The 12,475-nt window shown below is 43.5% G+C and carries 9 protein-coding genes, 20 tRNA genes and 1 rRNA gene; 27 read left to right on the top strand and 3 right to left on the bottom strand.

Annotated features, from left to right (window positions below; all coding sequences use genetic code 11):
* From rrf to ACFQ0V_RS01405, 21 genes are all read left to right on the top strand, one after another.
* Positions 1 to 100, top strand: a 5S ribosomal RNA gene (gene rrf / locus ACFQ0V_RS01505); the annotation flags it as partial.
* A 9-nt stretch (positions 101 to 109) separates the two neighbouring features.
* Positions 110 to 185, top strand: a tRNA-Val gene (locus tag ACFQ0V_RS01500).
* A gap of 8 nt (positions 186 to 193) precedes the next feature.
* A tRNA-Thr gene (locus ACFQ0V_RS01495) sits at positions 194 to 269 on the top strand.
* A gap of 7 nt (positions 270 to 276) precedes the next feature.
* A tRNA-Lys gene (locus ACFQ0V_RS01490) sits at positions 277 to 352 on the top strand.
* Positions 353 to 377: 25 nt separating this feature from the next.
* Positions 378 to 459, top strand: a tRNA-Leu gene (locus tag ACFQ0V_RS01485).
* Between the two features lie 13 nt (positions 460 to 472).
* Positions 473 to 547 (top strand) — tRNA-Gly (locus ACFQ0V_RS01480).
* A gap of 7 nt (positions 548 to 554) precedes the next feature.
* Positions 555 to 643 (top strand) — tRNA-Leu (locus tag ACFQ0V_RS01475).
* Between the two features lie 6 nt (positions 644 to 649).
* A tRNA-Arg gene (locus ACFQ0V_RS01470) sits at positions 650 to 726 on the top strand.
* Positions 727 to 745: 19 nt separating this feature from the next.
* Positions 746 to 822 (top strand) — tRNA-Pro (locus ACFQ0V_RS01465).
* Between the two features lie 7 nt (positions 823 to 829).
* Positions 830 to 905: transfer RNA gene (locus tag ACFQ0V_RS01460), tRNA-Ala, on the top strand.
* 41 nt (positions 906 to 946) lie between these two features.
* A tRNA-Met gene (locus ACFQ0V_RS01455) sits at positions 947 to 1,023 on the top strand.
* Between the two features lie 3 nt (positions 1,024 to 1,026).
* A tRNA-Ile gene (locus ACFQ0V_RS01450) sits at positions 1,027 to 1,103 on the top strand.
* A 27-nt stretch (positions 1,104 to 1,130) separates the two neighbouring features.
* Positions 1,131 to 1,223 (top strand) — tRNA-Ser (locus ACFQ0V_RS01445).
* A gap of 77 nt (positions 1,224 to 1,300) precedes the next feature.
* A tRNA-Met gene (locus ACFQ0V_RS01440) sits at positions 1,301 to 1,375 on the top strand.
* 3 nt (positions 1,376 to 1,378) lie between these two features.
* Positions 1,379 to 1,454, top strand: a tRNA-Asp gene (locus ACFQ0V_RS01435).
* A gap of 11 nt (positions 1,455 to 1,465) precedes the next feature.
* Positions 1,466 to 1,541, top strand: a tRNA-Phe gene (locus ACFQ0V_RS01430).
* Positions 1,542 to 1,548: 7 nt separating this feature from the next.
* Positions 1,549 to 1,622: transfer RNA gene (locus ACFQ0V_RS01425), tRNA-Gly, on the top strand.
* Positions 1,623 to 1,625: 3 nt separating this feature from the next.
* Positions 1,626 to 1,702 (top strand) — tRNA-Ile (locus ACFQ0V_RS01420).
* A 14-nt stretch (positions 1,703 to 1,716) separates the two neighbouring features.
* Positions 1,717 to 1,791 (top strand) — tRNA-Asn (locus ACFQ0V_RS01415).
* A gap of 6 nt (positions 1,792 to 1,797) precedes the next feature.
* A tRNA-Ser gene (locus ACFQ0V_RS01410) sits at positions 1,798 to 1,887 on the top strand.
* A gap of 10 nt (positions 1,888 to 1,897) precedes the next feature.
* A tRNA-Glu gene (locus ACFQ0V_RS01405) sits at positions 1,898 to 1,969 on the top strand.
* Between the two features lie 246 nt (positions 1,970 to 2,215).
* Here ACFQ0V_RS01405 and ACFQ0V_RS01400 read toward each other — a convergent pair.
* Together ACFQ0V_RS01400 and ACFQ0V_RS01395 are read right to left on the bottom strand one after the other, a co-directional pair.
* Positions 2,216 to 2,704: a LytTR family DNA-binding domain-containing protein gene (locus ACFQ0V_RS01400; RefSeq protein ID WP_381008953.1), complete on the bottom strand. Its 489-nt coding sequence runs from the start codon at positions 2,702 to 2,704 to the stop codon at positions 2,216 to 2,218.
* A 176-nt stretch (positions 2,705 to 2,880) separates the two neighbouring features.
* Positions 2,881 to 3,795 (bottom strand): 1,4-dihydroxy-2-naphthoate polyprenyltransferase, encoded by a 915-nt coding sequence (locus ACFQ0V_RS01395; protein WP_381008951.1) that lies wholly within the window; start codon positions 3,793 to 3,795, stop codon positions 2,881 to 2,883.
* A gap of 188 nt (positions 3,796 to 3,983) precedes the next feature.
* On the opposite strand from ACFQ0V_RS01395, the gene ACFQ0V_RS01390 reads away from it, so the two are divergent.
* From ACFQ0V_RS01390 to menC, 6 genes are all read left to right on the top strand, one after another.
* Positions 3,984 to 5,336 (top strand): isochorismate synthase, encoded by a 1,353-nt coding sequence (locus ACFQ0V_RS01390; RefSeq protein WP_381008950.1) that lies wholly within the window; start codon positions 3,984 to 3,986, stop codon positions 5,334 to 5,336.
* On the top strand, positions 5,326 to 7,014 hold the full coding sequence (gene menD / locus ACFQ0V_RS01385) for a 2-succinyl-5-enolpyruvyl-6-hydroxy-3-cyclohexene-1-carboxylic-acid synthase (RefSeq protein WP_381008948.1): 1,689 nt from the start codon (positions 5,326 to 5,328) through the stop codon (positions 7,012 to 7,014). The genes ACFQ0V_RS01390 and menD overlap by 11 nt, the downstream gene beginning before the upstream one ends.
* Complete coding sequence (gene menH / locus ACFQ0V_RS01380) at positions 7,011 to 7,805, top strand: 2-succinyl-6-hydroxy-2,4-cyclohexadiene-1-carboxylate synthase (RefSeq protein WP_381008946.1); 795 nt, start codon at positions 7,011 to 7,013, stop codon at positions 7,803 to 7,805. The genes menD and menH overlap by 4 nt, the downstream gene beginning before the upstream one ends.
* Positions 7,806 to 7,820: 15 nt before the next feature.
* Positions 7,821 to 8,639, top strand: coding sequence for a 1,4-dihydroxy-2-naphthoyl-CoA synthase (menB, locus tag ACFQ0V_RS01375; RefSeq protein ID WP_381008944.1), 819 nt, complete (start codon positions 7,821 to 7,823; stop codon positions 8,637 to 8,639).
* A gap of 76 nt (positions 8,640 to 8,715) precedes the next feature.
* Positions 8,716 to 10,158, top strand: coding sequence for an o-succinylbenzoate--CoA ligase (locus ACFQ0V_RS01370; protein WP_381008942.1), 1,443 nt, complete (start codon positions 8,716 to 8,718; stop codon positions 10,156 to 10,158).
* On the top strand, positions 10,131 to 11,237 hold the full coding sequence (gene menC / locus ACFQ0V_RS01365) for an o-succinylbenzoate synthase (RefSeq protein WP_381008941.1): 1,107 nt from the start codon (positions 10,131 to 10,133) through the stop codon (positions 11,235 to 11,237). Before ACFQ0V_RS01370 ends, menC begins: the two co-directional genes overlap by 28 nt.
* A gap of 41 nt (positions 11,238 to 11,278) precedes the next feature.
* Here menC and ACFQ0V_RS01360 read toward each other — a convergent pair whose 3' ends face one another.
* Positions 11,279 to 12,292, bottom strand: coding sequence for a metal ABC transporter solute-binding protein, Zn/Mn family (locus ACFQ0V_RS01360; RefSeq protein WP_381008939.1), 1,014 nt, complete (start codon positions 12,290 to 12,292; stop codon positions 11,279 to 11,281).
* Positions 12,293 to 12,475 lie beyond the last annotated feature (183 nt).

The following is a 12,475-nucleotide window of genomic DNA, read 5'->3' as shown; positions in this document are numbered from 1 at the left end:
AAGAGGTCACACCTGTTCCCATACCGAACACAGTAGTTAAGCTCTTTAGCGCCGATGGTAATTGGGGGTTTCCCCCTGTGAGAGTAGGACGTTGCCAAGCTTTACATATGGAGGATTAGCTCAGCTGGGAGAGCACCTGCCTTACAAGCAGGGGGTCGGCGGTTCGAACCCGTCATCCTCCACCATATTTTATGCCGGTGTAGCTCAGTTGGTAGAGCAACTGACTTGTAATCAGTAGGTCGAGGGTTCAACTCCTTTCGCCGGCACCACTTTAAAGAGCCATTAGCTCAGTCGGTAGAGCATCTGACTTTTAATCAGAGGGTCACAGGTTCGAATCCTGTATGGCTCACCATTTTTCACGAAATGTCCGCAAGTAAGCGGGTGTGGTGGAACTGGCAGACACGCTAGACTTAGGATCTAGTGCCTTCGGGCGTGGGGGTTCGACTCCCTTCACCCGCATTGTAATCATTTCGCGGAAGTAGTTCAGTGGTAGAATACAACCTTGCCAAGGTTGGGGTCGCGGGTTCGAATCCCGTCTTCCGCTCCATAATAGTGCCGGGGTGGCGGAACTGGCAGACGCACAGGACTTAAAATCCTGCGGTAGGTGACTACCGTACCGGTTCGATTCCGGTCCTCGGCACCACTATTAGCGCCCGTAGCTCAATTGGATAGAGCGCTTGACTACGGATCAAGAGGTTAGGGGTTCGACTCCTCTCGGGCGCGCCATTATAATTTATAAAGAAGTCGGGAAGTAGCTCAGCTTGGTAGAGCACATGGTTTGGGACCATGGGGTCGCAGGTTCGAATCCTGTCTTCCCGACCATTATTTAGGGGCCTTAGCTCAGCTGGGAGAGCGCCTGCCTTGCACGCAGGAGGTCAGCGGTTCGATCCCGCTAGGCTCCACCATATTTCAATTATAGTTTTCGTGGACAAACATATAAAATCTTGGCGGTGTAGCTCAGCTGGCTAGAGCGTACGGTTCATACCCGTGAGGTCGTGGGTTCGACTCCCTCCGCCGCTACCAAGAGGACCTTTAGCTCAGCTGGTTAGAGCAGACGGCTCATAACCGTCCGGTCGCAGGTTCGAGTCCTGCAAGGTCCACCAAATTATAATACCTTTTTGTTAATATGTGGAGGAATACCCAAGCCCGGCTGAAGGGATCGGTCTTGAAAACCGACAGGGGTGTCAAAGCCCGCGGGGGTTCGAATCCCTCTTCCTCCGCCATTTTATTTTAAAAAATGGTTGCATAACAAAGAAAAGTATGGTAAGATAGTTATTGTCTGAAAAAGTTATAATATTAACGCGGAGTGGAGCAGTGGCAGCTCGTCGGGCTCATAACCCGAAGGTCGCAGGTTCAAATCCTGCCTCCGCAACCAATAGGTCCCGTAGTGTAGCGGTTAACATGCCTGCCTGTCACGCAGGAGATCGCGGGTTCGATTCCCGTCGGGACCGCCATTTTTATAAATGGTTCAGTAGCTCAGTCGGTAGAGCAAAGGACTGAAAATCCTTGTGTCGGCGGTTCGATTCCGTCCTGAACCACCATATGTATGCGGGTGTAGTTTAGTGGTAAAACCTCAGCCTTCCAAGCTGATGATGTGAGTTCGATTCTCATCACCCGCTCCAAATGGGCCTATAGCTCAGCTGGTTAGAGCGCACGCCTGATAAGCGTGAGGTCGGTGGTTCGAGTCCACTTAGGCCCACCATTTGTTTATATGAATCCGCAGTAGCTCAGTGGTAGAGCAATCGGCTGTTAACCGATCGGTCGCAAGTTCGAGCCTTGCCTGCGGAGCCATTATTTGGGGAAGTACTCAAGTGGTGAAGAGGTACCCCTGCTAAGGGTATAGGTCGCTAACGCGGCGCGAGGGTTCAAATCCCTCCTTCTCCGCCAGATAAATATTGGCCCCTTGGTCAAGCGGTTAAGACACCGCCCTTTCACGGCGGTAACACGGGTTCGAGTCCCGTAGGGGTCATCCTTAAAAGTATCTTACGAATATTCGTAAGATACTTTTTTTATTGTATCGTAAAACGATTCGTATTCATTTTTCGTAAAAGAGTGAATTTGTAAAATCATGAAGCTGTTTCAAGTGGCTTTCCATAATACTATTGAAAATGACTCGATTGAATTCCTCTTTCATTCCAAGTAGAGGGAGTGATCTAGTCTAGCTTTGTGTATCTAAGCAATCTAAAAGAGGTTCTTAGCCATTCCCTCAAATCAATCATATTTTGGATTGGAACTTTTTCAGTAATCCTCTTAATAACCTGCTGGACGCCACACAAGTCGAACCATTCGCCATTGTAAGAAGTCGTTCGCTCGTGTCGATCTCTTCTATATGTTTTACATTCACGATACAACCTTTATGGCAACGGTAAAAATACTCGCTCAGATTTTCATAATCTTTTAATCGGCCAGGGAATTCAATTTGTTCATTGTGTAAATGAAGGACGAGCTTATGCGGATTCGGCGAAGCCTCAAAAAAGTAAATCGCATCATGGTCGATATTGCGAATCCGAGAACCCATTTTTATTTGAACGACGTTGACATCAGCGTCGTTCCCTATTTGTAAATAACGTTTATGTGCTTCTTTTAACACGTCTAATACTTTATTTTCCCATGCATTTACTTCATCTTTAATAATAAAATCTAATGCAGTGGAGCCAGTATAGGTGTATGTACAGACACGACTTAATATTTTTGTGTACAACATATTGACATAGATTCAGTATTTAAATTATTTTCACTTTTTTAAATTAGGAAGTGACAGTAAATCATCTGATTAAAATTTGAATAGTAGAAAGTTAAACAAAAAATGAAAAGAGCCCATCGGATGATGTCGTGTCCTATAAAAAATCCACCTTTCGAGCTGAAGGTGGATTTTTTATATTAGGAAAGTGCGAATTGAATGAGTAGAGCAAGCCCGAGAGATGTAGCGAACAATGTATTCGTTACACCTGTGTTTTTCATCGCAGGCATCACTTCTAATGGATTTTCTGATTGCTTAAATGTACGTACTGCTTTGATCGGTTTTGGAATGGTGAGTAAGACGATCAGTGCCCATGGTGTCACATGTTGCGATAGAACGAGTGCGATGACCCAAATGTAAGATAGTGCGAAAAGTGTTGCGTATACACGCACTGCATTTTCTCGTCCGATTAAAATTGCCATCGTTTTACGTCCGCCTTTCGTATCTTGTACGATGTCCCGAATATTGTTCGCTAACATAATGTTCGCTACGAGGAACATGCTCGGAACGGATAGAAGGATGGCATCTGTCGTCACTTCACCTGTTTGAATGAAATATGAAATGAGCACGAGTAACATTCCCATAACGAAACCTGAAACAACTTCACCAAATGGCGTGTAAGCGATTGGGAAAGGACCTCCCGTATAAAAGTATCCAATCGCCATTGAAACAATTCCAACGACTGCCAGCCACCAAGAAGTTTGGACGATAATATAAATTCCGATTAAAAAGGCAATGGCATAAAAGGCTAGGGCAAGTTGTAATACTGTTTTTGGCTGAATGCCATTTCGTACGATCGTTCCTCCAATCCCGATAGATTTTTCATTATCGAGCCCAAGTTTGAAATCGTAGTATTCGTTAAACATATTCGTCGCACTTTGAATGAGTAAACTTGCGATGAGCATCGCGATAAAAAGGCCAGTATGAAAATGACCGTCTCGTAGAGCGATCATCGTCCCTAAAAAGACAGGGGCAAATGAGGCTGTCAATGTATGAGGACGTGTTAATTTCCACCAAATGCGCCAACCTTCATCTTTTTGTAATTGTTCGTGCACGTTATTCTCTCCTTCATGAAAAATGATTCCTTTCTATTGTACTGTATATTACGAAAAAGTGTCACTGCCTCGCCTCGTTTTTTTGATAAAGTCATCCGTTGGCGGTATAATTTGAATGTAGCGTAATCGAACGTCATGATTAAAAAGTGAAAGCTTTCTACATCGGAAAGCAGTACGGAGGGAACCTAATGTGTAAACGTTTGACGTATCGTCAACTTCAACAACAGAGCGATAACCGCCGGATCTATCAAAAAACGATGCCGTGGAATGCGCAAGACGGATTATCGCTGTTGAAGAAAAAAAGCTTAACAGAAGATGCTTTTTTTTATTGGCAAAATGAGAATGATTCAGTAGAGATGATCGGAATCGGAGCGACGCTTTTATTGCAGTCGGAAGCAGAAGAAGAACGATTCCAGGAAATTGAATCGAGCGTGCGTTTATTGCGTCAACGAGCAGAGGATGACTTTTTGTTATTCGGTAGTTTTACGTTTGATGCAGCGCATGAACCATCACCAGAATGGGACGCTTATGAAAATGCATTATTTATCGTGCCAACTTATTGTGTTCGAAGAGAAGGAGATGTGTGGTCTCAAACGACTACTATCTATTGCGCCCCAGAAGAAAAAGACGAACTGTTTAATCAACGAGCAGAGCAGTGGGAGCAGTTGCAGCGAGAAAAAGAAGAAAATGCAACATTCGTGACGTACACGAAACTAGAAGAAAGACAAGTGGAACAATATCGAGAAAGTATTCCTCAAATGACATCGCTCATCCGTGAAGGAAAAGCGCATAAAGTAGTACTCGCTCGTTCTTTACGATTGCAGTTTGAGCAAAATCCTCAAATTGCATCGTTAATGGAACAGTTAAACGAACAGCAGAAAAATAGTTATCGTTTCGCTTTCCATATCGATGATTCAACATTTATCGGAGCGACTCCTGAACGTCTTATTAAAGTGAACCGTAGTCAAGCAAATTCTGAAAGTGTTGCCGGCTCGATTCGTCGAGGGAAAACGCCTGAAGAAGATGAACAACTTGGCGCATCATTATTAGCCGATGAAAAAAATCGAGAAGAGCATCATTATGTCGTAGAAATGATTGAACCGATCTTTCAAGAGTTGTGTGAAACGTATACGATGCCAGACCGTCCACAACTATTGAAAATACGAGATATCCAACATTTGCATACACCGATTCAAGGAGAGATGAAAGAAGATGTGACGATTTTACAGTTTATTGAACGATTACATCCGACTCCTGCTTTAGGTGGTGTACCGACGAAAGTATCGCTTGAATACATTCGTCAATTTGAACGTCAAGATCGTGGATTATATGCAGCGCCGATCGGTTGGTTTGACACAGAAGGAAACGGTGAATTTGCGGTAGCGATTCGTTCTGCTTTATTAAAAGACAACGCGGCATATTTATATGCCGGCGGAGGAATTGTGGCAGATTCGAATGTAGAACACGAATATCAAGAAACGTGGAATAAATTTTCACCGATGTTACGTATATTTGGAGGAGCGCGAGAAAATGATGAGTAGTTTAACGAAGTATGTGAAACGTATGACGAATAGTATTGTAGCGAGTGGAGTGAAACATGTAGTCATTAGTCCAGGTTCTCGCTCTACTCCTCTCGCATATGCTTTTGCGTCTCATCCTCACATACAAGTTCATATACAAGTAGATGAGCGCTCAGCAGGTTTTTTAGGGTTAGGACTAGCGAAACAATTTAAAGAGCCTGTCGCTTTGCTCTGCACGTCTGGAACGGCAGCTTCGAATTACATGCCAGCTATTACAGAAGCGCATTATGCGAGAATCCCGCTCATCGTGCTCACCGCAGATCGCCCTCATGAATTGCGAGAAGTAGGAGCACCTCAAACGATTGACCAAGTGAAAATGTACGGTGATTTCGTAAAAGCGAGCATCGATTTTCCTTTAGCTGAAGAATTAGAAGTGTCGTATCGTTTTGTAGAACGACAGTCAGTGCGATTAATTCAAACAGCGACTACACATCCGATGGGACCTGTTCATTTCAATATCCCATTCCGCGAACCGTTGTTAATTGACTTTGATTTAGACGTACCGTCTCTGTCGTATGAACGTCAAATGGTCGGGAATGTTACAGTGACAGAAGAGCAGAAGCAGATGTTAGAAGAAATGCGTCAAGAGGAACGTGGAATGATCGTTGTCGGTGAGTTAGAGATACCGATAGAAAAAGAACGTTTTTGGCAATTTGCTCGCCAGCTCGGATGGCCGGTACTCGTTGATCCGATTTCACAATTGCGTACGGAAGTGCCGGACGATGTGATGTGTATCGAACAATATGATGCATTATTGAAAGATGAATCGTATCAACAAGAGGTGCGACCGGATTATATTTTACGCATCGGTGCACAACCGACTTCTAAGCCGTTAAATCAATTTATCGCGAAAAGTGATGCGTGCCTCATTACGATAGATGCATCACCGCACTTCCGTGACTTTACAGCGATGACGGCCATTCATTGGCAAATGCCGACCGATGCACTGTTTAGTTGGGAAAGTACGAATATGCCTGTCCGTCCGTATGCGAAACGTTGGATTGAGGCGAATGCGATTGCACAAAAGCATGCGCGTGCTTACGCTGGAAATGATGAAGGAGCGTATGTGAAAGCATTAGCCGAGCATATTCCGACTGGAGATGTGCTCTTTAGCAGCAGCAGTATGCCAATTCGTGATCTCGACACATTTTTCTTGCAGACGGATCGTGATATTCCAATACTTGCTAATCGTGGCGCCAACGGGATTGATGGCGTCGTTTCGACGGCAATTGGCGTACAGCGAAGAGCGGAGCGTCATACGTGGTTATTAATCGGAGATCTCGCCTTTTTACACGATGTGAACGGACTGCTTGCGACACGATATGGTGAGGTCGACTTGACGATTGTCGTCATAAACAATGATGGTGGCGGAATCTTCTCTTATTTACCACAGTCGACAGTTGAAGCACATTATGAGCAATTGTTCGGCACACCGACAAATTTAAAGTTTGAGCATATCGCTCACCTGTATGAAGCACAATACGATCATGTGGATACAGCAGAAGGTTTTGTACAAGCTTTACAAGCTGAAAAAACACAACCACTCCGTATCATCGAAGTCGCGACGAATCGTTTTGACAATGTGGCACGTCATCGTCAATTGTGGGCAGCGATTAACGATGAGGTGAACAGAAAATGAGTTTATTTGTCGAAACAGTAGGTGATTCGAGTAAAGAACCTATCGTATTTTTACACGGTTTTACAGGAAGTACGAAAACGTGGTCACACGTTATGGAAACATTGAGCGATACGCATTATTGTATCGCGGTCGATTTAACAGGACATGGACAGTCCCCAATAGAAGATGATCCTAATCTTTATGCGATGCATATTCAAATCGAACAATTGCACGATGAAATTACATCACGCACGAACGGTCGTTATACAATTGTCGGATATTCGATGGGAGGTCGTATCGCTCTTGCTTACGCTTTACGTTACGGGAAAGAGATGCGTCACTTACTTTTAGAAAGTGCATCACCTGGTTTGCGTACAGAGGCAGAACGTCAAGAGCGACGAGAGCGAGATGAACAGTTAGCAAATCGCATCGAGCGTGAAGGTGTTGAAGCATTCGTCCGTTTTTGGGAAGAGATTCCTTTATTTGAAACGCAAAAGCGTTGTTCCAAAGAGATTCGCCAAGCAGTTCGTAAAGAACGTCTCAACCAAAGTGCAGTCGGGTTAGCGAACAGTTTGCGCGGTATCGGAACTGGCGCTCAACCTTCCTATTGGGACGCGCTCCATACATTGACCGTGCCGACGACATGTATCGTCGGAGAGCTTGATCCGAAGTTTGTTCAAATTGCAAAACAGATGAAAAAAGAGGCGCCTGACATTCAAATTCGAGCAGTTTCTGAAGTAGGTCATGCGATTCATGTGGAAAAAGAGCGTGAATTTGCTACAATAGTAAAGAGTGAACTAAATGTTAATTAGAGGAGGAACTCAACAATGACTCGTACATGGGAAACAATTCGTGAATACGAAGATATTAAATATGAGTTTTACAACGGGATTGCAAAAGTGACGATTAACCGTCCAGAAGTACGCAACGCATTCCGTCCAAAAACAGTAATGGAATTAATCGATGCCTTTTCACGTGCACGTGACGATAGCCGAATCGGTGTTATCGTTTTAACAGGTGAAGGTGAAAAAGCATTCTGTTCAGGTGGAGACCAAAAAGTGCGCGGACACGGTGGATATGTCGGTGAAGACGAAATTCCACGTTTGAACGTATTAGATTTACAACGTTTAATCCGTGTAATTCCAAAACCAGTTGTCGCGATGGTTGCAGGATATGCAATCGGTGGCGGACACGTATTGCACGTCGTCTGTGACTTAACAATTGCAGCGGACAACGCAATTTTCGGTCAAACAGGTCCGAACGTCGGATCGTTTGACGCTGGATACGGTTCAGGCTATTTAGCACGTATTGTCGGACATAAAAAAGCGCGTGAAATTTGGTACTTATGCCGTCAGTACAATGCGCAAGAAGCACTCGATATGGGGCTTGTGAACACAGTCGTTCCTTACGAGCAACTCGAAGACGAGACTGTTCAATGGTGTGAAGAAATGTTAGAGAAAAGCCCGACTGCTCTTCGTTTCTTAAAAGCAGCGATGAACGCAGATACAGACGGTCTTGCAGGACTTCAACAAATGGCAGGAGACGCAACACTCCTTTACTATACGACAGACGAAGCGAAAGAAGGACGCGACGCATTCAAAGAGAAGCGTAAACCGGACTTCGATCAATTCCCACGTTTCCCATAGGAAGCGAGCTATATAAAAGAGGAGAGCGCCTTACCGGGCTTTCCTCTTTTTATTTTTCAACGAAAGGAGGATGAATATGTTACCGAATTTTTTAATGAAACGGGTACAATTGACACCTGATCGAAAAGCGTTACAAACAAGTACTGTAACGTATACGTTTCGACAGATGATGCAAGAAGCGGACCTGCGAGCTCGATCTTTGTATGCACAAGGGGTAAGATCTCACGCGCGAGTCGCATTACGAGCACCTTCTACGGTAGACACTTATTTAATGATTCAAGCTTGTCTTCTATTACAAGTTGAGCTCGTTTTACTAAATAGTCGTTTAACGCGCGAAGAAATTGATTACCAATTAGCCGACGCTGAAGTATCGCGCATTATAACGGATGACTTTTCGTTTTTTGAAGGATGTGCGATTCCGCTTATTGCACTTGATGACATACGAGAGGGACCGGCTGTTTCGTTTCCTACGCAAATGGAACGAGATGCGACGGCATCGATCATGTACACGTCAGGGACGACAGGTTTTCCGAAAGGGGTTCGTCAAACGTATGGGAATCATACAGCGAATGCGATGGCTTCCGTCACGAATCTCGGATTTTTACCGACCGATTGTTGGCTCTGTGCGATGCCTTTATTCCATATTAGTGGATTGTCGATTGTGATACGCTCTTTATTGTACGGAATGCCAGTCTACTTGATGGAGAAGTTCGATGCGTTAAAAAGTGCACAGCTCATTCAAGAAGGAACAGTGACGATCATGTCTGTTGTCGCACCGACATTGCGGGCAATCATTGAAGAGATGGAACAACGAGAGTGGCAAGCTTCGCCGAAATTCCGTCTTATGTTAGCGGGTGGAGGCGTCATTCCAGAATCGTATATTGAACGAGCGAATAGCCTTAACCTTCCGATCATTCAAACGTACGGCATGACCGAGACAAGTTCTCAAACGGCTACTTTGTCAAGCGAAGATAGTTTACGTAAACTTGGATCGGTCGGGAAACCGTTATTTTTTAACGATTTGAAAGTAGGTGCGTCGAATATACCGTATGAGCACGGTGAGATTTATGTGCGCGGTCCTCACGTAACACCGGGTTATATCGGGAAGTTTGCGGACAACTCACCTTTACAAGATGGTTGGTTAGCGACGGGGGACCTCGGATATTTTGATGAAGAAGGGTATTTATACATACTCGATCGCCGTAAAGATTTAATTATTTCAGGTGGAGAAAATATTTATCCTGCTGAAATTGAAAAAGTACTCGCTCGTCATGAAGCAATTATAGAAGCGGGAGTATGCGGTGTCCCGGATGATCGGTGGGGAGAAGTGCCTGCTGCGTATATCGTCTGCGATAGCGAAGTGACAGAAGAGGAGATTATCCAATTTTGCGCCAAACATTTGGCGCGTTATAAAATACCGAAACATATTTATTTTTGTGAAACATTGCCAAGGAACGCTTCAAACAAATTGTTACGAAGAGAGTTGAGAGCATGGAACCATTCAAAATCGAACATGTAAAAATGAGCAAAATTATCGTCCCGTTAAAAAATCCATTTCAGACGAAATTGCAACATGTACAAGAACGTGAAGCAATTATCGTTGAATTATCGACGGGAGACCAGACAGGATTAGGGGAATGTGTCGCTTTTACAACGCCATGGTATACAGAAGAAACGATTAAAATGGCATGGTTTGTCATGAAACATTACCTCATTCCAGAACTTTTGAAAGCGACTTTTACGCATCCAGATGATTTGACGAATTATTTTTCGCATATTAAAGGGAATCGCATGGCGAAAGCAGCGATTGAACAGGCGTTATGGGATTTATATGCAAAGCGTCAACAACGTCCATTGTATGAAGTGTTAGGCGGCTCACGCACGGCAATTGATGCTGGCGTTGTCGTCACGTGGCAAACGGTGGAAGAATTAAAACAAAAAGTAGATGAAGCGGTTGAAGATGGATATACGCGAGTGAAAATTAAAGTAAGTCCACAATCGGATGTGGAAGCTTTAACGGAAGTCGTTCAAAAGTATCCAGATTTATTGTTTTTCGCAGATGCGAATAGCACGTTTACAAGCTGTCCAACGGTCATTTTAGAGCGCTTTGATGCGATTGGTTTTCGTTTATTTGAACAGCCTTTTCGTGAAGATGATTGGTTAGATCATCAACGACTGACTGAAAAATTTACAACGCCGATCGCGCTTGATGAAAGCATTCGTTCTTATGCGGATGCGAAGCGACTCGTGCGGATGCATGCGGCAGACTGCATCGTTTTAAAGCCTGGACGAGTCGGGGGAACGTCTCGATCAGCCAATGTCATCCGTTTTGCGAAAGAGCATGAAGTCGATGTGTGGCTCGGCGGAATGATCGAGTTCGGTATTTCGAAGGCTCACAATTTAGCGCTCGCTTCATTAGACGGAGTCACATTGCCAGGAGACTTTAGTGCTTCTAATCATTTTTGGGAGCAAGATATTATTCAGGAGCCTCTCACCGTAGAAAAAGGAAAAATGCATATTATTGAAGCACCTGGGATTGGTGTTACTTTAAATGAGGAAGTTCTTCGTTCGTACGAATATAAACGTTTTGAAAGTTAAAAAATACGCGGAGCCATGTAGACGGCTTCCGCGTATTTCATTTAATCGTTCAATGCTTGGCGCAACACTTCAATATTGCGTTCCATTAATGTGAAGTATGTTTCATTCGCTTGTAAGTCTTCTTCTGTTAAAACAGATAAGTTGTGTAAAGTTAATGATTCAGCACCAATTTCCTTTTGGACTACTTCTGTTAATTTACTTGAAACGTTTTGTTCAAATAAGACGTATTGAATGTTTTCTTCTTTCGCTTGTTGAACGAGTGCAGCTAATTGTTTTTGTGACGGTTCGCTTTGAGAATTTAATCCTGCTACTGAAATTTGACGTAAGTGGTAACGGTCTGCGAGATAGCCGAAAGCAGCGTGTGAGACGAAAAATGTATCACGTTTCGCTTCATGAGCCATCGCATCGAATGATTCGTCTAACTGTTCTAAAGAAGCGATCACTTTTTCATAATTTGCTTCCAACTGTTCCTCGTTTTCAGGTAATGCAGCGACGAGTTCTTCTTTAATCGCTAATGCGAGCGACTGGCTCAATTTTGGTGAAATCCAAACGTGTGGGTCAAATTCGCCGTGGTCGTGATCATGTTCTTCATGGTCATGTTCTTCGTGTGCTTCTTCATCATGGTCATGTGCTTCATGTCCGTCTTCGTCATCGTGATGATGATGTCCTTCTTGCAAGTCGTTTTCGGGAATTTTTTCACCTGTTGCGATAAATTTAACCTTTTCTTGAGCGAGTGTTTTTTCCGCTTTTTCAACGAAACTTTCTAATCCGAGTCCGATATAGAAGAAGAGGTCAGCATCTGCTAAGCGCATCATATCTTTTTGTGTCGGGTCGAAACTATGTTCATCTGTTCCTGGTGGATAAATCGTATCGACTTCAATAAGTTCTCCACCAATTTGTTCTGCAAAAAATTGTAACGGATACACAGTTGTGTATACATTGAGTTTATTTTTATCGTTCTCTGCGCTTTCTGTAGAGCTTTCTTTCTCATTATTTGACGTACCACATGCAGCGAGTGCAAATAGAGCGATAAATAAAATCCAAAGTTTTTTCAATGTAAGTACCTCCAAAATTCAAATAGTAATGATTACGATTTGTAAATATGATTTTACGGCATGTTTTAAAAAAAAGCAAGAGGAATTTTAAAAGAAGGGAATAAAAAAAGAAACCCTAAATTGCAATATTAAATGCAACACTTTATGTGAAACCACTATATAAGGTTTTTATGTCAATTTGTT

Source organism: Savagea faecisuis (assembly GCF_042675605.1).
Taxonomy (GTDB): Bacteria; Bacillota; Bacilli; order Bacillales_A; family Planococcaceae; genus Savagea; species Savagea faecisuis.
The sequence above is the reverse complement of the archived record's forward strand: the minus strand, read 5'-3'. Positions and strand labels throughout refer to the sequence as shown.